The following is a 24,849-nucleotide window of genomic DNA, read 5'->3' as shown; positions in this document are numbered from 1 at the left end:
TCAGATCGAGCGGTTCGTCGCCGAGCTGCCGGATGCCCACCACCGCGCCGCGCCACAGATAGGCCGCCATGCCGGGTTCGAGAACCGCGGTGACCCCGTCCGAGACCACCTCGCCGCGGCCCGAGAGGACGTAATAGACTTCGTCATGATCGATCGGGTGCGCGCCGATGGCCGCGCCGGGGTGCAGCACGCGGCGGCGGAATTCCATGGCGCGCGGGGGCGGGACGGCGTCGGAGATGCGATAGGCGGTGCTGGTGCCGATCGCGCCGTGGGGCGGGGGCTCCTCGCGGCGCACATCCTCCCCGCGCACCACGACCATCGGGCGCGCCGGCGGCTCCGCCTCTCCGCCCGCGAGCAACAGCGCGGCGAGTGCAGGGAGAATCACTTGCCGCTCGTGCGCATCTGGCGGTCACGCGGCGAAAGGTGCTCCTGCGCTCCCGGCTTCTGGCCCGGCCAGACCCCCGACATCGGCGTCATGGTGGCAAGGTCCCACTCGGCGTCCACGAAAGGCGCGGCGGTGGGTTCGATCTTGGGATAGCCGCCGACCTCGCTCTCGTCGTCGATCACCTCGCCCCGCCCCTCGGCGATGAAGAACAGCACCCTGAGCTCCTCGCTCCCGCGGTCCCACGGACGCGCCCCGGCGGTGGCGAGCAGCGTGGTCTCGACCTCCTCGGCAGGCAGGATCGTGTAGCCTGCAAGGCTGGCGAGCGGCGCCTCGGCCTCGATCAGCCGCGCCCGGGTCTTGCCATAGCGGCCGAACATCGGCAGCGGATTGCCCAGCCGGTCGACCGCAAAGTTGTCGCGCCCGTAATAGGCAAGGTCGCCGACGCCGCCGAGCATCAGGAAGGGCAGGCCCGGATCGGTATCGGTGCCGCCGCGCAGCACGTTGCCGACCGCGGTGATCTCGCCCGTCACCGGCGCGCGTCCGGCCCATTCGAGGTCCATCAGGTTGTAATGCACCGCGCGCCATTGCGGATTGTAGATCAGGTTGTTGACCATCAGCACCTGCGCCCCGCCCTTCACCAGCGGGTTGCGCTCGACATTATGCGCCCAGATGTTGCGATCGAAGACGATGCCGGTGGCGTTGTCGTGGATCAGCGAGCCCTTGGAGTGCTCGCCCTTGGGGTGGCTCGAGTTGGCGAGCCCCTCGGCCGCCAGATTGAGGCGGAAGACGATGTCGCGGCTGGTGCCCGCGCGCCAGTCGGCGACCGTCTCGCCCGTGAAGCGCGGGCCGGAGGCGGACATGTTCTCGTCGACGCCCCACAGGAAGGTGCAGTTTTCGATCACCACCCGCGCCGCGCGGACGGTGGACAGCGCGTCGGCCTCCCACCCGCTCATCTTCGCCTGCCCGTCGGCGCCGGTCAGCACCCGGATGTGCTGGATCTTCACATCCGTGGTCTTGATGTCGATCCCGCCCTTGATGATCGTGATGCCCGGAGCAGGCGCGGTTTGCCCTGCGATGGTGACAAAGGGATTGTTGATGTCGAGCCCGGTGCGCCCCAGATCGATCACCCCGCCGACCTCGAAGACGATGATGCGCGGGCCCTTGGCGCGGATCGCGGCGCGCAGGCTCCCCGGTCCGTCAGCAGCGAGCGTGGTGACGCGGATGATCCGCCCGCCAGCCCCGCCCTGCGTCGGGTCCTGAGGGTGAGCGAGTGCCTGTTGCGGCAAGACCACAGCAGCCAGCAACATGGCGGCCAAAACAGCGAAAAATCGGCGCATTTGCGTCACTCTCCCTCAATCCGACGCGCTGCTTGACAGAAACGGCGAGCCATGGCAACTCACAATGACACCGGTTACCAAAATCGGGGCGGGAGAGGTCTGGGAGGAAGCGGGTCGTTTGTCGACCGTTGCGGAAACCGGTGTCACTCTCTCGGTGAAACAGAGGGAGTAGGCTGCGTGTCAAAGATTACCGGGATGTTCCGTTTCAAGTCCGCCCTGCTGCTGGGCGGCAGTGCGCTGTTCATGCCCACCGGCGCCTTTGCGCAGGACGCCGAGGCAGACGCAGCCGATTCCGACGTGACCAGCGAGGGCGATACCATCGTTGTGCAGGGCTTCAGGGATTCGCTGTCGGCCGCGATCCAGACCAAGCGCAATGCCAACAACCAGGTCGATGTCATCGTCGCTGAAGATATCGCCAAGTTTCCCGATACCAACCTTGCCGAATCGCTGCAGCGCGTGCCGGGCATCGCAATCCAGCGCGATGCCGGCGAAGGGCGCACCGTGGTTGTTCGCGGCCTTGGCGGGCAGTTCACCCGCGTCCGGGTGAACGGCATGGAAACCATCGCCACCTCGCCGGACAACAATGGCCGCGGCTTCGACTTCAACATCTTCGCTTCCGAATTGTTCAACTCGATCGTGGTCAACAAGACCGCCGAGGCCGGGCTGGACGAAGGCTCGCTGGGCGCAGTCATCGATCTCAACACCGGCAATCCGCTGTCGCTCGACACCGGCCTCACCTTCGTTGCCTCGGCGCAGGTGCGCTACAATGATCTCAACGACGATGCCGGTCCGCGGGCGTCGGCCCTGTTGGGCTGGGTCAATCCGGAGGGCACCTTCGGCGCCTCGGTTTCGGCCGCCTACAGCGAATATGTGACCCCGCAGCTCGGCAACAACACCGTGCGCTGGACGCAAGGGGCGTTCCGTTCGGTCAAGGGCACCGCGTGCTTCAATGGCAACACCTATGTCCCGAGCCCCGCGTGCAACGAGGTCGGCCTTGCCTTCCACCCGCGCATTCCGCGCTACGGCCTGATCGAGCACGAGCGTGAACGCCTCGGCCTGACCGGCGCGATCCAATGGCAGCCGAGCGAGAGCACCAAGCTATCGATCGACGGCCTGTTCGCCACCTTCGACGAGACCCGCAATGAATTGTGGGGCGAAGTCCTGTTCCGGTCGAACGAGCGCGGGATCGATGTGGTCGATTACACCATCGACGCGAACAACAACCTGATCTCGGGCACTTTCAACAATGCCTGGGTCCGCACCGAAAACTTCCGCCGCGAGCTCAATACCGAGTTCTACCAGATCTCGGCGCGGCTGGAGCAGAAGCTCACCGAGCGGCTCAACTTTACCGTCCTTGTCGGGGCGTCCAAGTCCGATGCCGACAGCCCCATTGAAACCACCATCATCTTCGATGACCGTGACTTCAACGGTTTCTCCTATGACTACACCGACATGTTCTCGCCCCAGATCACCTTCGGAGCGAACGGGATCAGCAATCCGGCCCAGTTCCAGCTGGCCGAATTCCGCGACCGGCCGAACAATGTGACCAATGAATACGAGACGATCTCGGGCAATATCCAGTGGGAGGCCTTCGACGGGATCACCTTCGAGGCGGGCGGGCTCTATCGCAAGTTCACCTTCGATACGGTGCAGTTGCAGCGCGACAGCACCTATTGCGCGGCTTTCGCCTGCGCACCTGGGCAGATCGGCCTGCAGGTGACCCCGGAGATTTCCGAAATCTTCAACCTCGGCAATGCTGGGCAGCCGGCCGGAACCACCTCGTCCTGGCTGATCCCCAACCTGGAAGCGGCGGCCGGGGCGATCAACCTCTATGGTCGCACCGCCACGCCCAATCTGGGCGCTGACCGGACCGTGACCGAGGAAGTCACCGGCGGCTATGTGCAGGTCGATTGGAACACCGATGTGGCAGGCATGAAAGTCACCGGCAATGCGGGCCTGCGCTATGTCCGGACGGATCAGCTTTCGACCGGCTTCATCGGTTCGACAGAAGTCGGTGTGACCCGCGATTACGACGACTGGCTGCCGGCGGTGAACCTCAACGCCTTCATCACCGATGATCTTGTGCTGCGCGGGGCGTGGAGCAAGGTGATCACACGCCCGGGCCTCGGGAACCTCACGCCGGGCGGCAATATCGACCAGTTCAATTTCCGCATCACCTCGGGCAACCCCTTCCTCTCGCCGTTCCGGGCCGATGCCTTCGATGCGGCTTTGGAATGGTATTTTGCCCCGGGCGCAATCGCATCGGTCGCCTTCTTCGCCAAGGACATCAAGAGCTTCCCGATCGCCAGCAGCTTCAACGGCACCTATGCCGACAGCCAGCTGCCGACCTCGCTGCTGACCGCCGGGACCCCGCTGCACACCGCCATCGTCGGTGGCCAGAACCCCGATGTGCCGATCGAATTCCGCACCAATATCGATGGCGAAGGCGGTAATCTGAAGGGCGTCGAGTTCCAGCTCAACCTGCCCTTCAGCGTGTTCACCGAAGGCTTCTTCAGCCGCTTCGGGGTGCTGGGCAATGTGACGCTGATCGAAAGCGATGTCGAATACACGCTCACCGGCCCGGCTCCCGCGCTCAACGGCAGCGGCAACCCGAGCGGCGGCGCGCCCGAAATCTTCACCCGCCCGCTGTTCGATCTCGCGAAGAAGTCGGCCAACGCCACGATCTATTACGAGGACGCCAAGTTCTCGGCACGCGCCTCGGTTGCCTACCGCGACGACTACATCGATGGGGTTAGCGGGACCCGCAACCTGTTCGAAGGCTTCGGCAGCAGCTTGAACCTCGATGCGACGTTGCGCTACCGGATCAACGACAAGGTCGAGCTGGCGCTGGAGGGGACCAACCTCACCGACAACTATCGCGAACGCTGGGTCCATGATCCGGCCCGGCGCAATTACGAGAACAACCACTTCGGCCGCGTGATTCTGGTCGGTGCGCGTTTCGCCTATTGATCTGCGTGCACGGGCGCGGCCAGGATGGCCCCGCCCGTGCCGTCCCTTACTTGTTGTGCTTGCCGGGATAGGCCGTTGATCGATCGTCGCACTGCCATCGCGGGCCTGGGATGTGCCGCTGCCGCCCCGGCCCTCGCCCGCCCGGCTGCGCCTGATCCTGTCCCGGCCGGACATGCCCTGAACGAGCCTGCGCAGTGGGTCGCGCTCTGGCCCGGCACCCCGGCCGGTGCGCCGCCGGTCCTGCCCGACGAGCAGATTGTGGAGCGCTCCGCCGATCCGGCCCGCCCTGACCGGATCATGCAGTCCATCGCCGCCCCGCGAATGGCGGTGTTCCGGCCCGCGAGTCCGAATGGCGCGGCGGTGCTGATCGCGCCCGGCGGCGGCTACCGTCATGTGGTGATCGACAAGGAGGGCTTCGAGATGGGCCGTTGGCTCGCCGCGCGCGGGGTGACGGCTTTCGTCCTGTTCTACCGCCTTCCGCATCAGGGCTGGGCCGCGGGCCCCGGCGTCGCGCTCGCCGATGCGCAGCGCGCGCTGCGCCTGATCCGCCGCGGCCATGCCGCCTACGGGATCGACCCTGAGCGCATCTCGGTCATGGGCTTTTCCGCCGGCGGCCATGTCGCTGCATCGCTGGCAACGCGCTTTGCCGCTGCCGCCTATGCCCCACTCGACTCCGCCGACGCGGCCTCAGCCCGCCCCGACGGCGCGGCGCTGATCTATCTGGTGATCTCCATGCGCGCAGGGCTGGCACACCCCGGTTCGCGCGAGCGACTGCTTGGCGCGGATCCTCCCCCCGCGTTGGAACTGGCGCATTCGCCGGACGCCAACGTCCCGGCGGATGCGCCCCCTTGCTTTATGCTCCACGCCGAGGACGACGATGTCGTGCCGGTCGGCAACGCGCTGGCGATGCGCGAGGGCCTGAAGGCGCGCGGCATCGTAGTCGACACCCACCTCTACGCCGCAGGCGGCCACGGCTTCGGCATCAGCAGGGCAGCGGGCAAGCCGGTCGCCGTCTGGCCCGAGGCGTGGCTCGCCTGGGCACGCGCGATGGGCCTTGCATGAAAGCGGCACGGCGCGAGGTGATGGCCGGGCTGGGCGCGCTCGCCGTGCTGCCCGAGCCGTGGCGCACCGCCGCCGCTGCGGCGCAGAGCGCACCCCATCGCCGCGGCGCCGAGAACCAGCGCATCGCCGATCGCGGCGATGGTACCTTCCTGAATCCGGTGCTGGCGGGCGACCGGCCCGACCCCGCGATCCTCAAGGATGGCGCGGACTACTACCTCACCTTCTCCAGTTTCGACGCCTATCCCGGCCTCACCATCTGGCATTCGCGCGATCTGGTGAACTGGCGGCCGCTCGGCCCCGCGCTCACCCGCAATATCGGGTCGGTCTGGGCGCCGAGCCTGCACAAGCATCAGGGCCGCTACCTCCTCTACGTGCCCGTAAAGGCCCGGCCCGCCAACGACATCTTCGTGATCCATTCCGAGCATATCGAGGGGCCCTGGAGCGATCCCGTGCCGCTCGGCTTGCCCGATCATATCGACCCCTGTTTTGCGCAGGCCGAGGACGGGAGCTGCTGGCTGTTCCTGTCGGGCGGGGACCGGGTGCGCCTCAGCGATGACGGCCTCGCTCTCGCAGGCGACATCGAGCATGTCTACGACCCGTGGCGCTACCCCGCCGACTGGGTGGTCGAAGGCTTCTCGCCCGAGGGCCCCAAGATTCACCGCATCGGCGATTGGTTCTATCTGCTCACCGCCGTCGGCGGCACCGCCGGGCCGCCGACCGGGCACATGGTGATCGCCGCCCGCGCGCGCTCGCTCCATGGGCCGTGGGAGCATCACCCGGGCAACCCGCTGGTGCGCAGCGCGAGCGCGGCCGAGGCCTGGTGGTCGCGCGGCCACGCCTCGCTGGTCGATGCGCCCGACGGATCGTGGTGGTCGCTCTATCACGGCTACGAGAACGGCTTCTGGACGCTCGGGCGGCAATGCCTGCTCGATCCGGTGGAATTCACCCCCGACGGGTGGTTCCACATGACCGGGGGCGATCTGTCGCAACCGCTTCCCAAGCCCAAGGGCGGCGCGGCGGTGGCCCACGGCATGGCGCTGTCCGACGATTTCAGTGGCCCGCTGAAGCTGGGCAGCAAGTGGACTTTCTTCCGCCCCGCACCCGACGAAACCGCCCGCATCCGGCTTGCCGAGGGCGCGCTGCACCTCGCGGGCAAGGGCGAGGCGCCGTCCTCGGGCTCGCCGCTGCTGCTGACCGTGGGCGAGCGGGCCTACAGCTTCGAATGCGACATCGAATGCGCCCCCGAAGGCCGCGCCGGGCTGGTGCTGTTCTATGACGACAAGCTCTATTGCGGCCTCGGCTTCGACGCGCGCCGCTTCGTCACCCACCAATACGGCATTGAGCGCGGCCGCCCGGCCAACCCCCATGGCCGCCGGATGCGCCTGCGCGTCACCAACCGCGAGCACATCGTCACCTTCGACACCAGCGGCGATGGCGGGCGGACATGGACGCGGTTCGACCGCGGGATGGAAGTGTCGGGCTACCACCACAATGTCCGGGGCGGCTTTCTCAGCCTGCGTCCGGGCCTCTACGCCAGCGGACCGGGCGAAGCGCGGTTTCGCGACTTCCGCTTCAACGCTTTGTGACTAGACACAGGACCACGCGATGGGAGACGCGAGCATGACACAGGACCAAGCCGTTCCGGCCAAGACCGGGCGCTATCGCTGGTCGATCATCGCGCTGTTGTTCATCGCCACCACGGTCAATTACATCGACCGCACCATGCTCGGCCTGCTCGCGCCCGATCTGGGCCGCGAGCTGGGCTGGAACGAGAGCGACTACGGCAACATCGTGCTCGCCTTCCAGGCCGCCTATGCCAGCGGCTTTCTGGTGATGGGCGGGCTGATCGACCGGCTCGGACCCAAGATCGGCTATGCCATCGCCATCTCCGTATGGACGCTGGGCCATGTCGCGCACGGTTTTGCCAGCGCGGTGACCGGCTTCATGGCCGCGCGCATGGTGCTCGGCGTGGGCGAGGCGGGGCACTTCCCCGCCGTGGTGCGATCGAGCAGCGAGTGGTTTCCGCAGAAGGAACGCGCCTATGCGATCGGCTGGGTCAACTCTGCGACCACGGTCGGCGTGATCCTCACCGCGCCCACGCTGGCGCTGTTCATGGGTGTGCTCGGCCTCGGCTGGCGCGAGACCTTCATCGTCACCGGCCTGTTCGGCGTCGGCCTTCTTGCCCTGTGGTGGTGGCTCTACAGCAACCCGCGCGAGAGCGGGCGGGTGAGCGCGGCCGAGCTTGCCTGGATCGAGCACGACCCGCCCGAAACCGTCGCCCAGCTCGGCTGGAGCCGGATCGCGCGCCACCGTTCGACCTGGGCCTATGCCAGCGCCAAGTTCCTGACCGATCCGGTGTGGTTCCTGATGCTGTTCTGGCTCCCCAAATATTTCGACAGCACCTTCGGGGTCGATCTGAAGCTGGTGCTGCTGCCGATGATCGTGATGTATCTGCTTTCCGATGTCGGCAGCATCGCCGGGGGCTGGCTGTCCTCGCGCCTGCTCCAGCGCGGCTATTCCTGCAGCTTTGCGCGCAAGGTGACGATGCTCGCCTCGGGCGCCTGCGTGCTGCCGCTGCTGGCCGTGACGAGCCTCGACAACATGTGGTTTGCCGTCGTGCTGATCGGGCTGGCGCTGGCGGGGCACCAGTCGTTCTCCTCGAACCTGCTGTCGCTCCCGCCGGACATGTTCCCCAAGCGCGCGGTCGGATCGGTGATCGGCCTCGGCGGTTTTGCCGGCGGCGTGGGAGGCATGATCATGGCCGCGAGCGTGGGCGCGATCCTCGATGCGACCGGGGGCAATTACACGGTGATCTTCGCGGCCTGCACGGTGGTCTACTTCCTTGCGGTCGGCATGATCCACCTGCTTGCCCCGACGCTGGCACGGGTCGAGGAAGTCTAGAGCGTCACGCCCCGCTTCCACAGCGCGATCACGCGCTGGCCGCTGCGCTCGGCGGCGGTGGGCTCGCCGCTGGCGATGGCGAGCAGGCGGTCGCTGAAGGCGTCAAGCACCGCGTCCGCATCGCCGCCTGCCGCCACGCCCGCGTCGAAATCGATCCACCCCGGCTTGGCCTCGGCCAGAGCGCTGTTCGAGGCCACCTTCACCGTCGGCACGGGGAAGCCGAGCGGCGTGCCGCGTCCGGTGGTGAACAGGATCAGCCCCGCGCCTGCCGCCGCCAGCGCGGTCGAGGAGACCGCGTCATTGCCGGGCGCCTCGAGCAGGGTCAGGCCGGGGCGGCTGACGGTCTCGCCATAGAAGATCACATCGGCAAGCGGCACCGCGCCCGCCTTCTGCACCGCGCCCAGCGACTTCTCCTCGAGCGTGGTGATTCCTCCGGCGATGTTGCCCGGCGAGGGGTTTTCCGAGACCGGCAAGCCAAGGTCGAGGTAGTGCCGCTTGAAGCGGTTGATCAGCGCGCCCGCCGCTTCGAAGACCTCGTGCGAGGCGGCGCGGACAAGGAGGGCATCCTCGGCGCCGAAGATCTCCGGGATCTCGGTCAGGATCACCTGCCCGCCGCTGGCCGCCAGCCGCTCGGAAAAGCGCCCCAGCAGCGGATTGGCGGTGAGGCCGGAGAATGCGTCCGATCCCCCGCATTTGAGGCCCACCGTGAGCGCCGCTGCGGGGGCCTCACGGCGCTGGCGGGCAGCGAGTTCGTCGACCAGATCATCGACCAGCGCCATCACCTCGGCGAGCTCGTCGCCCGCATCCTGCGCGCGCAGCACGCGCAGCTTGGCGCGGCTGCGCTCGGGCACGCAGGCGATAAGGGCATCCAGCTGATTGCTCTCGCATCCCAGCCCGATCAGCACCACCCCGCCCGCATTGGGATTGTCGCACAGCGCCGCCAGCGCCGCACGGGTGCCGGCAAGATCGTCGCCGAGCTGCGAGCAGCCATGCGGGTGGCCGAAGCCGGCAATGGCGTCGATCCGCCCGGCATGGCGCAGGCTCGCCTCGCGCGCGGCCATCTCGGCGAGCGGCGCGACGCAGCCGACGGTCGGCAGCAGCCAGATCTCGTTGCGGGTGGCAAAGCGTCCGTCGGCGCAGGGGTAGCCGCGCCATGTTCCCAGCGATGCCGCTGCGGGGCCGGTGCCCCGCGCTCCGCTGTCGGAATAACGCCGCTCGCCGGCGAGTGCCGTGACAAGGTTGTGGGTGTGGACATGCTCGCCGGGCGCAATGGGCGCGGTGGCACGGCCGATCGCTTCGCCATAGCGGCGCACCGCCTCACCCAACGCATGGGGCCGAAGCGCGAACTTGTGTCCCTTGGGGATGGATTGGCGCAGGCCCACGCGGGCCTCGCCCAGCCGGATTGTCTCCCCGGCCGCAAGGTCGGCGAGCGCTATGCCCACGCCGTCGGCGGGATGGCAGCTGATCGCACGGGGGCTGGCGGGGTCGGTGATGCGAGCGGCGCTCATGACACCGGTTACCAGAACGCGCCGCGCCCCGCAAGCCGCGACCTCGGGTGTGCGGCTTGCCGGGCATTAGAGAGGTTATAGGCGGTTACTTGCGGCTTTTGCGCGCAGCATAACGCGCATCGCGCGCCGCCTTCAGCTCGGCTTCGGTCTTCTTGGGCTGCTCGGCCTTGAGCTTTTCGGCCTCGGCCGCAGCCTTGGCCGCAGCCTTCTGCTCGTCAGCCAGCTGCTGCTTTTCTTCGCGCGCCTGACGCGCTGCTGCCGCCTTGGCGGCGGCGCGTGCCTCGCGCTCGGCGCTGCGAGCCGCGCGCTCGGCAAGTTCGGCTTCGTCCGGCCGGGGCGCAGCCTTCAGGGCCGCCAGCGCTTTCTGCTTGGCCTGCATCGAGGCCGCGGCCCGGTCCTGAAAACTGGGGGCATTATATCCATTCATCGTGCATTCTCCTGCCGGGCTGCGCGCGGGGCGCAGCGCGGGTTTGACAGTCAGTTGGTTTACCTGGCGCTCGGGACGGCAGCGGCGAGGTGCGCCGCGTTCCACGCGCAGGCGGCCGCAGCGCCCAGTTCATGCTGGAACGCGCTGATCCGGCCGGCGATGCGCGAGGCCTTGGCGAGCTGGTGCTGGCGGTGATCGGCCGATTCGGCGGTGCTCGCCTGCATCAGTGCCGATTGGTGCGCGGCATATTCGTGGTTGATGTCCATGTCCGGACTCCCTTGTCGGGGACGATGTCCCGCTGGTTCGTGCTGGGGCTGCGTCAATCGACCATCGCCGCGACCATGCCGCGCAAATCGCGGGCGGTCAGGAAGGCATAGGGTTGTTGCGGCCCATCGTGGCGGCGGGCTTGAGGCAATGTGGCGCGGATCGCCTTGGCGCGGTCGAAAATTGCGCCGGTCGTAATGAAGTTCATGAAGTCTTTCGCAAATAAGATGATTGCGCAGCCGGGCCAATCCCGCTGCGAGGCCATGCTGCGTGAAAAGGAAAATGTGGCCGCAGGTGGCGGTTTCATGGCTGCCCGGGCACAATCGCCGGGCGCAAGAACGCCGGAAGGGCGCCGATCAAATTCCGTCGCAAGCGACGTGAAGCAATGTTTAATTACACCATTATTCTAAAATTTCAAGTTAATTCGGCTCTCCGCTTCACCCCTTGCGGCTCTGACGCACCAGCTCGGCAAGGCGCACGCTGGTTCCGGCGAGGCCCTTGCGGGCATGATCGGCCCCAACCGACGAGGCAGTCGCGGCAGCTTCGGCAAACAGTCGGCCGCCGACCGAGACCACCGTCGGATGCTCGGCGAGGATCAGGCGGCTGTGCTCGATCGTGCTGCGCAGCCGTTCGAGAGCGTGCTGGCGGGGCATGGCGTCCGACAGGCCGATATCCACCGCATCGGGGTGCTGCGCGTTCATCTGGTTGGTGAGCGCCTCCTCGCTTTCGGGGAAGGCCAGGTCGACCTGCCATCCACCGGCGAGGAACTGGTCGGCGAGCAGCGTGGTGCCAAGCATATGCTTCTCGCCCGGCGCGGTCGCCAGCAACACGCGGTAGCGGCTGTTGCGGATCGACTGCGCGGTGGGGATGTAGCGCACCGCGTGCCCGGCGAGCTGCAACATGCTGAGGCCGATGGTGAGATCGAGCTCGGTGCATTGATCGTCAAGCCACGCATCCCCGAGCGCACGGGCCGCCGGTTCGATCAGCAGCGACAGGATCGCATCGCTTGTCCAGCCCTCGTCGGCAAAGCCTGCCATCACCCGATTGAGCGCCAGATCATCGGCATTGAGCGCCAGTTCGACCAGACGCGCCACATGCTCGGCCACGGCGGGAGGGGTGTTTGCCGCCCTCGCGCGCTCTTCGGGGAGATCGCCGAAGCGGCCTTCGAGCAGCAGGTCCCATTCCGAAAACAGCCGGCTTGCGGCCATGTGTTCGCTGAGCACCTCGATATGCTCGTGGCGCTCATCACGCTGGATCGAGGACCACAGCTGGGCGACGGCCCGCGGCGGGCCCTCGAGGGTCTGGAGGAAGCAGCCGTCCTCGAACAACAGCATGCCGGTTACATTGAGGCTGCGGTTGCGGGCACGCGCCCGACCGGCCAGAGAATCGATGTCGCTCGCGCGCGGCGTAGCGGTCGCGGTGCTCTTGTAGGTCAGGCAGGCGACCCACTCGTCCACGCCTTGCGGCTCCTGCGCTTCCTGAACCAGCATATCCCTCTCCCACCCGAGGGACGAGGATTTGCGGAAGATCGAGACGCAGCTATGCCACGCACCAAGCAGTCCGGCAGACGATCCCCATCCGCCCTAAATCTACCCGCTCGGCAGGCCTTGAGGCCCTGCGCCGAACTGTCCGCTGCACGCCGACTCTGCATGGTGCAAGCTGGCCGTAACAGAGGTGTAGCATCCTCCTCCAGGCCTGCATCGTCAAGCAGGAATGGTCGCGCGCCCGGTCAAGCCGACGCTGCGGCTTCGAGACGAAGGCCGGAAGGTCTGGCCACCACCCGCATCGACCGGCTAAGGGCAAGCTTCGGGAGGCGCTTGAAAATGAGCTCGGCTGGCACAGCGTTCCGTTCACGATCAGGCCTTGCGCGATGCCGGCAGGCGCTGGGCGCCGCATGCGCCCTGATGGCCACCCCCGCCGCCCTGGCTGCGCCCGATAAGGTCGAGTCCCTGCCGCCCGAGTGGCGGATGGAGAGCGACGACGATTACTCCTACGACGCCGACTATGCCCCGCCACCGCCGGTCAAGGGGCTGGTCGTCCACGGCTATGTCGCGGATGACAGCATCGTCGGGGAAGACGGCACGGTGTCCGTCACCTCACCCGAGACGTGCCCCGCCCCGGTCACCTTCATCCCTGCGCGCGGAATTCCTCAAGGTTACCCCGAGCGGACCACGGGCGAATACTGGTTCTATCGCTCGGGCGATCAGGCGCTCTATCTGTCGCGCAGATGGGTCTATGAGGTCGACAGCACCTGTCAGGGCGTCGCGCAGGAAGTGAGCCGGATCGTCCGGATTGTCTGGTTCAACGGCAGCGCCACCTTCATCGAAGAAAAGGGCGGGGATGTTACCGACCTTTCGACCGAAAAGATCGTGGAAGACGAGACTTATCCGGTCCCCAGTTGGCTGGTTAAGATCGATGACGCCGAGCTCTTGGGAAACCAGCAAAGCCGGCTCGTCAGGAAATCGCCCTCGCGCATGACGCGGGCGCGCGACGAAGCGACCGGAGTCTTGCAGACCTGCTTTGAGCTTTCCGAAGCATTCATCTTATGGAACGAGTGCTATTATTCCGGCAACGGGCCCTGGCGCGGCTACCTGCTTGCGGCGGGCTCGCAGGACGATGCGGGCGGGAATTACTCCGAGACCGGAACCGTGAAATTCCTTCCCTCAGCCCGCATCGACGGGCGGCTGTTCGAATGGGATCGGGAGATCGAACGGAGCGCGGCGGCGCCCTGACCCGATGAGGGGCGGGTCTAGGCCTGCTCCAACTCCTCCAGCAAGTCGCCCGCAGTCAGCCACGTCTCTTCCGCAGCGGCCAGCGCATCGGCAGCTTTGGCGCGCGCTGTCAGCAGGTCTTGCAACTTCGCGCCCCCCTGCCCGCCGCTGCTCGCCGCGAGGATCTGCGCGTCGAGCCGTTCGACCTCGGCCGAGGCGCGTGCCAGCGCCTTTTCGGCCTTGTCCAGTTGTGACTGGGCATAGCGTGTCTCGGCCATGGCCTTGGGCGCGCTGGGCTTGACGACCGCAGTGCCGCCCCCCTTCGGTTTTCGCCCGAGGATGAAGTCGATGTAATCATCCATGCTGCCGTCATATTCGCGCGCCGTCCCGCCATCGACCAGCACCAGCCGGTCAGAGGTCAGCTCAACCATGTGGCGATCGTGGCTGATCAGGATCACCGCGCCCGAATAGTTGTTGAGCGCCTGAATCAGCGCCTCGCGCGCATCGACATCAAGGTGGTTGGTCGGCTCGTCGAGGATCAGCAGATGCGGCGCGTCGCGGGTGATCAGCGCCAGCGCGAGACGCGCGCGCTCGCCGCCCGAGAGCTTCTCGACCCGCTGGTTCGCACGCGGGCCGGAAAAGCCGAACCGTCCGAGCTGGGCGCGCACTGCCGCCGGGGACTGCCCCTCCATCGCGCGGGCCATGAGGTCGAGCGGGGTGTCCTCGCCCGCCAGCTCCTCGACCTGATACTGGGTAAAATAGCCGACCTTGAGCTTGCCCGGCGCGTTGACCTCGCCTTCTGCAGGCGAAAGCTGTGCGGCCAGCAGGCGGGCGAGCGTGGTCTTGCCATTGCCGTTGCGGCCCAGCAGCGCGATGCGATCATCCGCCTCGATCCGGAAGTTCAGCCGCTTGAGGATCGGCGGCGCTGCGCCATAGCCGACCGCGGCGTGTTCAAGCGTGATCATCGGCGATTTCATCTCGGCCGGATCGGGGAAATCGAAGCTCAGCGAGGGGTCTTCCATCAGCGCGGCGATGGGCTGCATCTTGGCGAGCATCTTGGCGCGCGACTGCGCCTGCTTGGCGGTCGAGGCGCGCGCGGAGTTGCGCGCGACGTAATCGCGCAAGCGTGCGGCCTGCGCCTCCTGCGAGGCCTTGGCCGCCGCCAGCTGCGCGGCGCGTTCGGCGCGCTGCTTTTCGAAGGCGTCATAGCCGCCCGGATAGAGCGTCAACTGCCCGCCTTGCAGGTGCAGGATGTGATCGACCACCTTGTTGAGCAGTTCGCGTTCATGGCTGATCACCACCAGCGTGGCGGGGTAGGACTTGAGGAAGTTCTCCAGCCACAGCGTCGCTTCGAGATCGAGGTGGTTGCTCGGCTCGTCGAGCAGCAGGATGTCTGGCTCGGAAAACAGCAGGGCGCCCAGCGCGATGCGCATCTTCCAGCCGCCCGAGAAGCTGTCGACCGGGCGCTGCTGCATCTCTTCGTCGAAGCCGAGGCCATTGAGAATCTTGGCCGCGCGCGCCGGGGCGGAATAGGCGTCGATCGCCAGCAGGCGTTCGTGGACATCGCCCATGCGGTCCATGTCGGTGCAGGTTTCGAGCTCCGCCAGCAGCGCGGCGCGCTCGGTGGCCGAGGCGAGCACGACCGCTTCGGGGGTCATGCTGCCATGAGGCGCTTCCTGCGCGATATAGCCGATCCGCGCGCGCGAGGGCTTGGAGATTTCGCCGTCATCGGGCTCGATCTCGCCGATCAGCGCCTTCATCAGCGTCGACTTGCCCGCCCCGTTGCGCCCGATCAGGCCAACGCGCGCGCCCACCGGCACGGTTGCGCTGGCGCGTTCGAGGATGGCCCGGCCGCCAAGCCGCACGGTGAGGTTGTCGATGGTCAGCATGGGCGCGCCTGTAACAGGCAATCCCGGTGCGCCCAAAGGAAATCCCCGTCCGTCGTTTACGACCGGATGCGGGCGGCCTCACGGAAGGTGACGAGCCGACGCTGGTCCTCGTCCCACAGCGCAAGGACGAGCGGCCGGAAGGTCTGCGGCACGGTCAGTCGGTTGACCTCGCGCAGCTGCGGAAAGGCCTTGAGCACGCTCGGCAGGCGATAAAAGGGGATGCGGCTGGCGAGGTGGTGCACATGGTGCATCCCGATATTGCCGGTGAACCAGCGCAGCGGCTGCGGCAGATCGAGGTGCGAGCTGCCCTTCAGCGCCGCCTCATGGAACTCCCATTCCTCGCGCCGGTCCCAGTGGGCCTGCTCGAACTGGTGCTGCACGTAGAACAGCCACACGCCCGTCGTCGCTGCGACCAGCACGGTCGGGATGACCACCAGCAGGGTGGTACCAATCCCGAAGGCCGCCATCAGGGCCGCCAGGAAACCGGCGGTCGCAAGGTTGGTGGCGAGCGCGCTGACCCAGTATTGCGCGCCTTCCTTCATCAGCCCGATCGGCAGGCGGTGGCGCAGCAGGAACAGGTAGGCAGGGCCCACGCCGAGCATCACCACCGGGTGGCGATAGGCGCGATAGAGCTGGCGCCCGAGCCAGCTCAAAGACCGGAATTCGCGGACCGTCAGCATGTCGACATCGCCCGACCCGCGCGAGTCCAGATTGCCGGTGCTCGCATGATGCAGCGTGTGCGAGCGCCGCCAGCAATCATAGGGGGTGAAGGTCAGCACGCCGAGCGCCCGGCCGAGCCGGTCATTGCTGGCGCGTTTGTGCAGGAAGGCGCCGTGGCCGCAATCATGCTGGATGATGAAGATTCGCAGCAACAGCAGCCCCGCGACCGGTACCAGCACCGCAGCGACGAGATAGCCGGCGCTGATCGCCCAGAGCGTCGCCACAAGCACCCCGAAAAACGGCACAAGCGTGATGGCGAGCTCCCAGACGCTCCGTCCGGCATGCACTTTCATGAATGGCTTCAGCTGGGATGCGAGCTGCCGAGGGTGGGGCATGGCAGCCGGTGCGCCGGCAAGCGGCCGGTCAGTCATCAATTGGATGTTCAAGGCAATGTATTTCCGGTTTGCAGTTGCGCCAACATCCAAGCTTTGGCGCAAAGTGCAAGCTTTCTCGTGCCGGGTCACAGATTGTTGTCATCGCCCGAGGCGCGCCGCCGCTTGCGCTGGCGGTCTGCCTGATGGCCACACGGCGCCACGATGTTGGCGGTGAACCGCTCGATCATCGGATGTGTCGTTGTCCGGGGTGGTCACAGAATGCGCAGCAGAATTTCGGGGGCGATATCGGCCTCACCCGGACAGCGCAGGATTTCGCCGAGCGCATCCGCGCCCTCTGCGGCCGCGGGCGAGCCCCATCCGAACAGTCGGGCGAGGAGCCGGCTCATCGCTTGCCCGACGCGAGGATCCGCTTCGCCTGCCGTGCGGCGGCCGCCAATTCGCTCGCGGCGACGCCGATCCGCGCGGCGCGCGCGCCCGCCTCGTCGACCAGCGCGGCTTCGCCCGTCTTGAGCGCGCAGGCATAGGCGACCACTGCCGCCGTCCGCGCCTCGAAGCTGCGCCCATCGCGCGCGGCGTCGATCTCGGCACCGGTCAGGCCGCACAGCCGCGCCTCGCGCTCGAGCCTGCGGACCGTCTTCTCGCAGCCGCAATCACCCAGCAGCGCCAGCTTCAGCTGCGCGGTGACGCGGGCGTGGAGCAGGTGAGGCATGACGGTCGTTCTCCAACGGCCCCCGGGAAGCGGGGTGAGCTGGAGATAGGCTGCTCATGGCACAGTGATAATTGGGTCAATGCGCAAGATTTTGTTCCGATAAACGGAATAAATCAGTTGATCGACCGGTTCGCCCGCAGCCTGTCCACCGCCAGATCGACAAAGGCGCGCACCTTGGCCGATGCCCGGCGGCCCTCGGGGTGGACGACATGGACGGGCAGGGGCTCGTCCTCGAACTCGGAAAGGATCGTCTGCAAGTCGCCATCGATCAGCGCCTGTCCGATCTGGTAGGACAGCGGCCGCGACAGGCCCCAGCCGAGCATCGTCGCCTTGAGCACAGCACCATAGGTGCTGAACGAAAGCCGCGGCGCAATGCGCACCACCGGCTTGTTCGGCCCGCCGAAGCGCCAGTCGAGCGAGGCCCACGAGGTCGTGCTGACGATGATCTTGTGCTTCGCGAGGTCGGCAGGGTGGGTTGGCACACCGTGCCGCTCGAAATAGGCTGGCGCGCCGCACACCACACGGCGCACTGCGCCCACGCGGATCGCGCTGAAGCTCGAATCCGGCAGGTCGCCGATGCGGATGCCGACATCGATGCCTTCGTCCACCATGTTGGTGATCCGGTCGACGAACAGCGCGCGGACATTCACCTCGGGATTCTGGTCGCAATATTCGCCGAGGATCGGTGTGATGTAATCCTGCCCGAACAGCGCTGATGCGGTAACCGTGAGAACGCCGGTCGGCTTGGCATAGGAGCCCGCCGCCGCCGCTTCGGCCTCGGCCACATCGGCGAGGATCCGGCGGCAATCGTCGAAATAGCGCGTGCCCGCTTCGGTCAGCTTCACCGTGCGGGTGGTGCGGGTGAACAGCCTTGCGCCGATGTGATCCTCCAGCGAGGCCACCGCCCGGGTGACCGCCGGCGGGCTCATGTTCAACTGCCGCGCCGCTTCGGCAAAGCCGCTGGTTTCGGCCACCTTCACAAACACGTGCATTGCATGAAACCGCGCCATCATTCCCGCCCCCGTGGTGAAATCGCGCCGCATTTACGCGATAACTGCGTTCAGCGGAATGGTGACTTGCATCTGTCGAAGGTTCCGGTCGCGTCGGCCAGCGCGCATCTGGTGGCTCGCCGGATGGCCCGCCTGCCACCTGCTCATGCCAAAGGATGCGATCATGAAGTTGTATGTCCACCCCATCTCTGGCCACGCCCACCGCGCCCGGCTGTTCCTGTCGCTGATCGGTGCCGACGCCGAAATCGTCGCGGTCGATCTTGCCAAGGGCGAACACAAATCGCCCGAATATCTTGCCAAGAACCGCTTCGGTCAGGTGCCGATTCTGGAAGACGGCGACGCCACCATCGCCGATTCCAATGCGATCATGGTCTATGCCGCCAAGAAATTCAGCCGCACCGACTGGCTGCCCGAGGACCCCGCTGGCGCCGCCGCGGTGCAGCGCTGGCTGTCGGTCGCGGCCGGGCAGATCGCCTTCGGCCCGGCTGCCGCACGCCTCGTCACGATCTTCAAGGCGGGCTTCAACCCCGATGAGGTGATCGCCCGCGCCCACGCCGTTCTGGCGCTGATCGAGGCCGAACTCGAAGGCCGCGACTGGATCGCCGCCGACCACCCGACCATCGCCGACATCGCGCTCTACAGCTACATCGCGCGCGCGCCGGAGGGCAATGTCGACCTGTCAGATTATTCCAATGTCAACAATTGGTTGGCCCGGATCGAGGCGCTCCCCGGCTTCGTTGAATTCGGCAAGACGGCGGTCGGCCTCAACGCCTAGCCGGTTTCATCCGGGGCTGCCGCAGGGCGGCCCCGGAGCCCTGGAGACGCGAGGAGACGACCGATGACCCAACCCCTGACCGACGCCCCGTCACCCTTCCACGAAGGCGAAGTGGCGCTGCAAAAGACCGTCGGCGTGGCGGAGCGGATGGCGGCATTCGGTCGCCGGGTGATCCGCGACCACATGCCGGACCAGCACCGCGACTTCTATCGCCAGCTGCCCTTCATCGTGCTCGGCGCGGTCGATGCCTCGGGCGACGCGTGGGTGACGCTGCTGAGCGGTCGCCCCGGCTTCATGACCAGCCCTGACCCCAAGCACCTCGCCTTTGCCGCGCGTCCCGATCCGCAGGACCCGGCCACGGCCGCGCTCGCGGATGGCGCGGCGGTCGGCCTGCTCGGCATCGAGCTCCACACACGGCGGCGCAACCGGATGAACGGCACGCTGCGCGGGATGACCGATCAGGGCTTCACGGTCGCGGTCGAACACGCTTTTGGCAACTGCCCGCAATATATCCAGCTGCGCGACTTCAGCTTCGTGCGCGAGCCCGATGATCTTGCCGCAGCCGCGCCCGCGCAGATGCTGGCAATGGACGATCCCCACGTGCGCGCGATGATCGCTGCCGCCGACACCTTCTTCGTCGCGTCCTATGTCGACGACGCAGCGGGCCGACACGTCGATGCCTCGCACCGCGGCGGCAAGCCGGGCTTCGTGCGGATCAACGCCGACGGCTCGCTGACCATTCCCGACTTTGCCGGAAACCTCCATTTCAACACCTTCGGCAATTTCATGTTGAACCCCAAGGCGGGGCTGGTCTTCCCCGACTTCGAAACCGGCGACCTGCTGCATCTGACCGGCGATGCCGAGGTGGTGCTCGAATCCGACGAAATCGCGGCCTTCCAAGGTGCCGAGCGGCTGTGGGTGTTCCGCCCGCGCAAGGTGGTGCTGCGCCCCGCCGCCTTGCCGCTGCGCTTCGCCATGGGGGCAGACGGTATATCGCCCAACAATCTGATGACCGGTGACTGGCAGCAGGCCGCCGACAGGATCGCGGCAGAAGCGCTGCGCAACAGCTGGCGCCCGTTCCGGATCGCGCGGGTCGTCGAGGAAAGCAGCGTCATCCGCTCGTTCCATCTCGAGCCGGCCGACGGCAAGGGCATCGCCGTGCACGAGGCGGGCCAGCATCTGCCGATCCGCGTGCGCCCCGATCCCGCCGCCGAGCCGGTGCTGCGCACCTACACGCTCTCGACCGCGCCCTCCGACGGATTCTACCGCCTCGGCGTCAAGCGGCAGGGGCTGGTGTCGAACCACTTGCACGATGATCTTGCTGTCGGCGACGTGATCGAGGCGCGTGCGCCCGCGGGCGGGTTTGTCATCGACCCGCTCGAAGCGCGCCCCGCCGTGCTGCTCGCCGCCGGGGTCGGGATCACACCGATGCTGGCGATGCTGCGCAGCATCGTCTTCGAAGGGCTGCGCAAGCGCCGCATCCGGCCGACCTTCCTGTTCATCGCCGCGCGCTCGCTGGCCGAACGGGCTTTCGATCACGAGATCGCCGAACTGGCGGCACAGGCAGGCGGCGCGGTGCGGGTGATCCGGCTGCTCAACGTGACCGAGGGCGCATCGCCCGGCGTCGATTTCGATGCCGAGGGACGCATCGGCGTCGATCTGTTCCGCCAGACCCTGCCGTTCGACGCCTATGATTTCTACATGTGCGGCCCGCCGCCCTTCATGCAGGGGCTCTACGACCAATTGAGCGACATCGGCTTGCCCGACGCGCGGATCCACGCCGAGGCTTTCGGCCCGGCCTCGCTCAAGCGCCGCGAACCGGAGGGCGCCGCCGCCTTGCCGCCCGTTTCCGACAAGCCGGTGCCCGTGGCCTTCGCCAAGTCAGGCAAGGAAGCGCGCTGGGATGCGGCGGCGGGGAGCCTCCTCGAACTCGCCGAAGCGCGCGGGCTGACGCCCGAATACAGCTGCCGCAGCGGCTCTTGCGGGACCTGCGCGGTCAAGGTGCTCGAGGGTAGGGTGACCTATGCAGCGCGCCCCTCGGCCGAGGTCGATGCCGGCCATGCGCTGATCTGCTGCGCAGTCCCTGCTGCTGCGGAAGCAGGCGGCGGCGACCGCTTGATCCTCGATTTGTAACCCCCCCAACCTGAACGGAAAACTTCATGCTTTCGCGCAATTATGCCCTCACCAAACAGGATTCGTCGCTGACCCTCACGCAAGCGACAAAGCCGGTCTCGCAGCTGGCGCCCACCCAGATCCTGATCAAGGTCCGGGCGGCCAGCCTCAACTACCGCGATTTGCTGACCATGGGCGATGCCGATGGGACGCGCGACGGCCTGATCCCGCTTTCCGACGCGGCCGGCGTGGTCGCCGCTATCGGCTCCGAGGTCACCAAGTGGACAATCGGCGACCGAGTCAGCCCGAATTTCTTTCCCGCATGGCGGGGCGGCGCCTTTTCGCCCGTGCACCTGTCGAACGCGCTGGGCGGCGGCCAGACCGACGGCGTGCTGAGCGAATATGTCGTGATCGATCAGACGGCGGCGGTCGCCATTCCCGATCACCTGAGCTTCGTCGAAGCGGCCACCTTGCCCTGCGCCGGTGTGACCGCATGGCACGCGCTGTTCGAACGCGGCCAATTGCAGGCCGGTGAGACCGTGCTGGTGCAAGGCACCGGCGGTGTCGCGCTGTTCGGCTTGCAGCTTGCCACCGCGAATGGCGCGCGGGTGATCGTCACCTCCTCGTCCGATGCCAAGCTCGAACGTGCCATGGCCCTCGGTGCCTGGAAGGTGATCAACTACAAGACCCAGCCCGATTGGGATCAGGCCGTGATGGCGCTGACCGATGGGCATGGCGTCGATCACATCCTCGAACTCGGCGGGCCGGATACCTATAACCGCTCGATTGCCGCCATCGCCCCCGGCGGGCGGATCGCCCAGATCGGGGTGCTGTCCGGCTTCGGCGCGCAGCCCAATCTCACCCCGCTGCAATTCAAGAACGCCAGCATCAACGGCATCTGCGTCGGCTCGGTCGAGCACTACGAGCGGTTGAATGCCTTCATGGCCGAGCGCGCGATTCAGCCGATTGTCGATGAGGTGTTCGCCTTCGACGAAGCGCCGCTGGCCTACGAGCGGCTGCGCGCCGCCGGACACTTCGGCAAAATTGCGATCTCCTTCGATCGCTGAACCCTCCGGACCCAGCGACTATCTTCAAGGGAATATGGCCATGCCAAAACGCGTCCTCTTACTGCTCGCCGAGGGCTTTGAACCCCTCGAGGCGGCCGGGTTCACCGATGTTTTGGGCTGGGCGAATATCGACGGGGACGAACCGATCGAGCTGGTCTCGGCAGGATTGCGTCCCTGCCTTCGCGCCACCTTCGGGTTCTCGGTCATGCCCGATGCGCTGGTCAGCGATCTCGACCTCGACAGCTTCGATGCGCTGGCGGTGCCCGGCGGCTTTGCCGGGGCAGGCTTCTACGAGGACGCCCTGTCCGAGCCGTTCCTCGACGTGATCCGCCATTTCGAAGCGCGCGGGACGATGGTCGCATCGGTCTGCGTGGCCTCGCTGGCGCTGGGCGCGGCGGAGGTTTTGCACGGTCGGCGGGCGACCACCTATCATCAGGTCGGCGGCCAGCGGAAGGCGCAGCTTGAAGGATACGGCGCGCGGTTAATCGACGAGGCGATCGTCATCGATGGCCGGCTGATCACCTCGACCGGGCCGGGCACGGGGATCGAGGTGGCCTTTGCCCTGCTGCGCGATCTGACCTCGAATGCGGTTGTCGACCGGATCCGTGCGCTGATGCGGGTGCCGCGCCCCGATGCGACCTGGCAGATCGCGCCGCAGGTTCCCGTCGCATGACGCGCCCCGTCGACATCGCCTTCACCCCCGCCGTCAAGGCCGCGCAAGAACGCAAGGGATCGCGCGCGGTCTACGTGGGCATGGAGATGGGCCGGTCGCTGGACGATCTTGCGCCTTTCATCGCCGGTGTGCGCAGCTTCTATCTCGCCACCGCGAGCGCTGCGGGCCAGCCCTATATCCAGCACCGCGGCGGCCCGCCGGGGTTCCTGCACGTGGTCGGCGACCGCACGCTCGCCTTTGCCGATTTCAAGGGCAACCGGCAGTTCATCACCACCGGCAACTTGGCCGAGAACCCCAAGGCCTACATCTTCCTGATGGATTACGCGCGCCGCCAGCGGATCAAGCTGTGGGGCACCGCGCGGGTGGTGGAGGGCGACGCCGCGCTCGAGCAGCGCCTGATGCCCGAAGGCTACCGCGCGCGTGCGGAGCAGGTGATCCTGTTCGAGGTCGAAGCCTGGGATTCCAACTGCCCGCAGCACATCCCGCAGATGTTTCATGCCGATGACGTGCGCGCAGCGCTGGAAGAGCGCGACGAGAAGATAGCAATGCTCGAAGCCGAGCTCGCAGCATTGCGCGGCGCGAAATGATTCCTTCCGCCCTTCCGCGGTTCTCGCCCCGCGCCGCGCCGCCTAAATTGCTGTTGTTATCGGATCCCCCCTCCCCCCTGAATGCCCCGTCCGGTCCCCTTTCGCCCAGCCAGAGGAGAATCCCATGACCCGCCCCCCGCTCCCCCCCTTCACCGATGAAACCGCGCGCGAGAAGGTGCGCCTTGCCGAAGATGGCTGGAACAGCCGCGATGCGGCAAGAGTCGCGCTCGCCTATACCGAAGACACGCAATGGCGGAACCGCGCCGAGTTCCCGCGCGGGCGCGCCGAGGCGCAGGCGTTTCTGGAACGCAAGTGGGCCAAGGAGCTCGATTACCGCCTGATCAAGGAGTTGTGGGCGCACGACGGCAACCGAATCGCGGTGCGCTACGCCTATGAATATCACGACGACAGCGGAAACTGGTTCCGCGCCTATGGCAACGAGAACTGGGAATTCGCCGCAGACGGGCTGATGCAGCGCCGCTATGCCAGCATCAACGAACATCCGATCCTCGAGAGGGAACGCAACTTCCGCTGGCCGCTCGGCCGCCGGCCCGACGATCACCCCGGCCTGTCGGACCTCGGGCTTTAGCCGCCCTGCCGATGGAACTGGACGCCGCGGCGCGCGCCAGTTTCAGGAGCGCGATTTCCGTCTCCTCGACAACACCCGGCCCGCGCCGCGCCAGTGGACGTTACAGGAGCTTGCGGCGATCGATCGCCTTGGTTTGCGGCGGCAGCGAGAACAGCATCCCGTCCTCGCCCACCACGATCCCGCCGTCGAACCGCTCGGGCGCATCGCCGAGAAAGGCGGGGTAGAGATAGGCGTAAGGCAGCGGCGGAACTAGGTGCGAGAGCACCAGCATCCGCGCACCCGCTGCCTGCGCGCTTTCCGCCGCCTGTTCGGGTGTGGCGTGATAATCCTGGATGTCGTGAAAGATCTTGGCGGCGTTGGCATTGCCTTGCGCCGCGAAGGCTGCCTCGATGTCCTCGAGCATCCGCGGCTGCAAGGCATCATGGACGATCAGGTCTGCCCCCTTGCAGGCGGCGATCAGGTTGGCCGATTTGGCGGCATCGCCGCTGATGCACAGGCTGCGGCCCTTGTAGTCGAAGCGATAGCCGACCGCGGGCTTGATCGGATCGTGATCGACCTTGAATGCCGTCACCGTAAGCCCGCCGCCTTGCAGGATGACGGCGGAATTGCCTGCGATGGCAAAGGGCCGCGCCTCGGCCCCTCCGCCGCTGCTTGGCACGACCGTCTCGCCGTGATGCGCAATCCGGTAGGTGTGATCGAGCGCATAGGCCGCATTGAAACCCGCCACGACCTGCGCGACGCCTTCAGGGCCGTAAACCGGCAGCGGGGCGGTGCTTGCGCCGCGGGTCCAGTGGTACAGCATCAGCGGGCCGATGCCG

At 66.9% G+C, this 24,849-nt stretch carries 24 protein-coding genes; 11 read left to right on the top strand and 13 right to left on the bottom strand.

Annotated elements, in window-relative coordinates:
* Together NBV68_RS05770 and NBV68_RS05765 are read right to left on the bottom strand one after the other, a co-directional pair.
* Positions 1-319: cupin domain-containing protein (locus NBV68_RS05770; RefSeq protein ID WP_296307954.1), on the bottom strand; the 319-nt coding region annotated here is incomplete at its 3' end.
* Positions 320-381: 62 nt separating this feature from the next.
* The gene (locus NBV68_RS05765; protein ID WP_296307953.1) at positions 382-1,692 is read right to left on the bottom strand and encodes a pectate lyase; all 1,311 of its coding nucleotides are present in this window, start codon (positions 1,690-1,692) and stop codon (positions 382-384) included.
* A 207-nt stretch (positions 1,693-1,899) separates the two neighbouring features.
* Between NBV68_RS05765 and NBV68_RS05760 the strand changes: the two genes are divergently transcribed.
* The 4 genes from NBV68_RS05760 to NBV68_RS05745 all read left to right on the top strand — a co-directional run bounded on the left by NBV68_RS05760 (position 1,900) and on the right by NBV68_RS05745 (position 8,655).
* Positions 1,900-4,692 carry a TonB-dependent receptor gene (locus NBV68_RS05760; protein ID WP_366067657.1) on the top strand — a complete coding sequence of 931 codons (2,793 nt, stop codon included), beginning with the start codon at positions 1,900-1,902 and terminating at the stop codon, positions 4,690-4,692.
* A 75-nt stretch (positions 4,693-4,767) separates the two neighbouring features.
* Positions 4,768-5,754, top strand: a complete 987-nt coding sequence (locus tag NBV68_RS05755) for an alpha/beta hydrolase (protein ID WP_296307949.1) — start codon at positions 4,768-4,770, stop codon at positions 5,752-5,754.
* Positions 5,751-7,340, top strand: coding sequence for a family 43 glycosylhydrolase (locus NBV68_RS05750; RefSeq protein ID WP_296307946.1), 1,590 nt, complete (start codon positions 5,751-5,753; stop codon positions 7,338-7,340). The genes NBV68_RS05755 and NBV68_RS05750 overlap by 4 nt, the downstream gene beginning before the upstream one ends.
* A gap of 34 nt (positions 7,341-7,374) precedes the next feature.
* Entirely contained in the window at positions 7,375-8,655 is a 1,281-nt protein-coding gene (locus NBV68_RS05745; RefSeq protein WP_296307944.1) for an MFS transporter, read from the top strand.
* Here the strand turns inward: NBV68_RS05745 and NBV68_RS05740 are convergent.
* The 5 genes from NBV68_RS05740 to NBV68_RS05720 all read right to left on the bottom strand — a co-directional run bounded on the left by NBV68_RS05740 (position 8,652) and on the right by NBV68_RS05720 (position 12,344).
* Positions 8,652-10,163, bottom strand: a complete 1,512-nt coding sequence (locus tag NBV68_RS05740) for an altronate dehydratase family protein (protein WP_296307942.1) — start codon at positions 10,161-10,163, stop codon at positions 8,652-8,654. The two genes, NBV68_RS05745 and NBV68_RS05740, sit on opposite strands and share 4 nt — an antisense overlap.
* Positions 10,164-10,248: 85 nt before the next feature.
* On the bottom strand, positions 10,249-10,590 hold the full coding sequence (locus NBV68_RS05735; protein WP_296307941.1) for a DUF6481 family protein: 342 nt from the start codon (positions 10,588-10,590) through the stop codon (positions 10,249-10,251).
* A gap of 59 nt (positions 10,591-10,649) precedes the next feature.
* Positions 10,650-10,856, bottom strand: coding sequence for a hypothetical protein (locus NBV68_RS05730; protein ID WP_296307940.1), 207 nt, complete (start codon positions 10,854-10,856; stop codon positions 10,650-10,652).
* A gap of 53 nt (positions 10,857-10,909) precedes the next feature.
* Positions 10,910-11,161: a hypothetical protein gene (locus NBV68_RS05725; RefSeq protein WP_296307939.1), complete on the bottom strand. Its 252-nt coding sequence runs from the start codon at positions 11,159-11,161 to the stop codon at positions 10,910-10,912.
* A 130-nt stretch (positions 11,162-11,291) separates the two neighbouring features.
* Entirely contained in the window at positions 11,292-12,344 is a 1,053-nt protein-coding gene (locus tag NBV68_RS05720; protein WP_296307938.1) for a BLUF domain-containing protein, read from the bottom strand.
* A 414-nt stretch (positions 12,345-12,758) separates the two neighbouring features.
* Here NBV68_RS05720 and NBV68_RS05715 point away from each other — a divergent pair, with 414 nt between their 5' ends.
* Positions 12,759-13,586 (top strand): hypothetical protein, encoded by an 828-nt coding sequence (locus NBV68_RS05715; protein WP_296307937.1) that lies wholly within the window; start codon positions 12,759-12,761, stop codon positions 13,584-13,586.
* 17 nt (positions 13,587-13,603) lie between these two features.
* On the opposite strand, the gene NBV68_RS05710 is transcribed toward NBV68_RS05715, so the two are convergent.
* From NBV68_RS05710 to NBV68_RS05690, 5 genes are all read right to left on the bottom strand, one after another.
* Positions 13,604-15,454, bottom strand: a complete 1,851-nt coding sequence (locus NBV68_RS05710) for an ABC-F family ATP-binding cassette domain-containing protein (protein ID WP_296307936.1) — start codon at positions 15,452-15,454, stop codon at positions 13,604-13,606.
* Between the two features lie 56 nt (positions 15,455-15,510).
* Positions 15,511-16,467, bottom strand: coding sequence for a fatty acid desaturase (locus NBV68_RS05705; protein WP_296307935.1), 957 nt, complete (start codon positions 16,465-16,467; stop codon positions 15,511-15,513).
* Positions 16,468-16,760: 293 nt separating this feature from the next.
* On the bottom strand, positions 16,761-16,895 hold the full coding sequence (locus NBV68_RS05700) for a hypothetical protein (RefSeq protein ID WP_296307933.1): 135 nt from the start codon (positions 16,893-16,895) through the stop codon (positions 16,761-16,763).
* Positions 16,892-17,218, bottom strand: coding sequence for a hypothetical protein (locus NBV68_RS05695; RefSeq protein WP_296307932.1), 327 nt, complete (start codon positions 17,216-17,218; stop codon positions 16,892-16,894). Before NBV68_RS05695 ends, NBV68_RS05700 begins: the two co-directional genes overlap by 4 nt.
* A gap of 113 nt (positions 17,219-17,331) precedes the next feature.
* Positions 17,332-18,210: a LysR family transcriptional regulator gene (locus NBV68_RS05690; RefSeq protein WP_366067650.1), complete on the bottom strand. Its 879-nt coding sequence runs from the start codon at positions 18,208-18,210 to the stop codon at positions 17,332-17,334.
* A 181-nt stretch (positions 18,211-18,391) separates the two neighbouring features.
* Here NBV68_RS05690 and NBV68_RS05685 point away from each other — a divergent pair, with 181 nt between their 5' ends.
* The 6 genes from NBV68_RS05685 (at position 18,392) to NBV68_RS05660 (ending at position 24,031) form a co-directional block, all read left to right on the top strand.
* Positions 18,392-19,003 (top strand): glutathione S-transferase, encoded by a 612-nt coding sequence (locus NBV68_RS05685; protein ID WP_296307931.1) that lies wholly within the window; start codon positions 18,392-18,394, stop codon positions 19,001-19,003.
* Between the two features lie 63 nt (positions 19,004-19,066).
* The gene (locus tag NBV68_RS05680; protein WP_296307930.1) at positions 19,067-21,136 is read left to right on the top strand and encodes a pyridoxamine 5'-phosphate oxidase family protein; all 2,070 of its coding nucleotides are present in this window, start codon (positions 19,067-19,069) and stop codon (positions 21,134-21,136) included.
* A 26-nt stretch (positions 21,137-21,162) separates the two neighbouring features.
* Positions 21,163-22,182, top strand: coding sequence for an NAD(P)-dependent alcohol dehydrogenase (locus NBV68_RS05675; RefSeq protein WP_296307929.1), 1,020 nt, complete (start codon positions 21,163-21,165; stop codon positions 22,180-22,182).
* Positions 22,183-22,222: 40 nt separating this feature from the next.
* The gene (locus tag NBV68_RS05670) at positions 22,223-22,855 is read left to right on the top strand and encodes a DJ-1/PfpI family protein (RefSeq protein ID WP_296307928.1); all 633 of its coding nucleotides are present in this window, start codon (positions 22,223-22,225) and stop codon (positions 22,853-22,855) included.
* Entirely contained in the window at positions 22,852-23,442 is a 591-nt protein-coding gene (locus NBV68_RS05665) for a pyridoxamine 5'-phosphate oxidase family protein (protein WP_296307927.1), read from the top strand. Before NBV68_RS05670 ends, NBV68_RS05665 begins: the two co-directional genes overlap by 4 nt.
* Before the next feature lie 124 nt (positions 23,443-23,566).
* Positions 23,567-24,031, top strand: coding sequence for a nuclear transport factor 2 family protein (locus NBV68_RS05660; RefSeq protein ID WP_296307925.1), 465 nt, complete (start codon positions 23,567-23,569; stop codon positions 24,029-24,031).
* Between the two features lie 100 nt (positions 24,032-24,131).
* Here NBV68_RS05660 and NBV68_RS05655 read toward each other — a convergent pair.
* Positions 24,132-24,849, bottom strand: a 718-nt coding sequence (locus NBV68_RS05655) for an MBL fold metallo-hydrolase (RefSeq protein WP_296307924.1), incomplete at its 5' end; no start/stop codon positions are given.

This window comes from Erythrobacter sp. (assembly GCF_023653175.1).
Taxonomy (GTDB): domain Bacteria; phylum Pseudomonadota; class Alphaproteobacteria; order Sphingomonadales; family Sphingomonadaceae; genus Erythrobacter.
The sequence above is the reverse complement of the archived record's forward strand: the minus strand, read 5'-3'. Positions and strand labels throughout refer to the sequence as shown.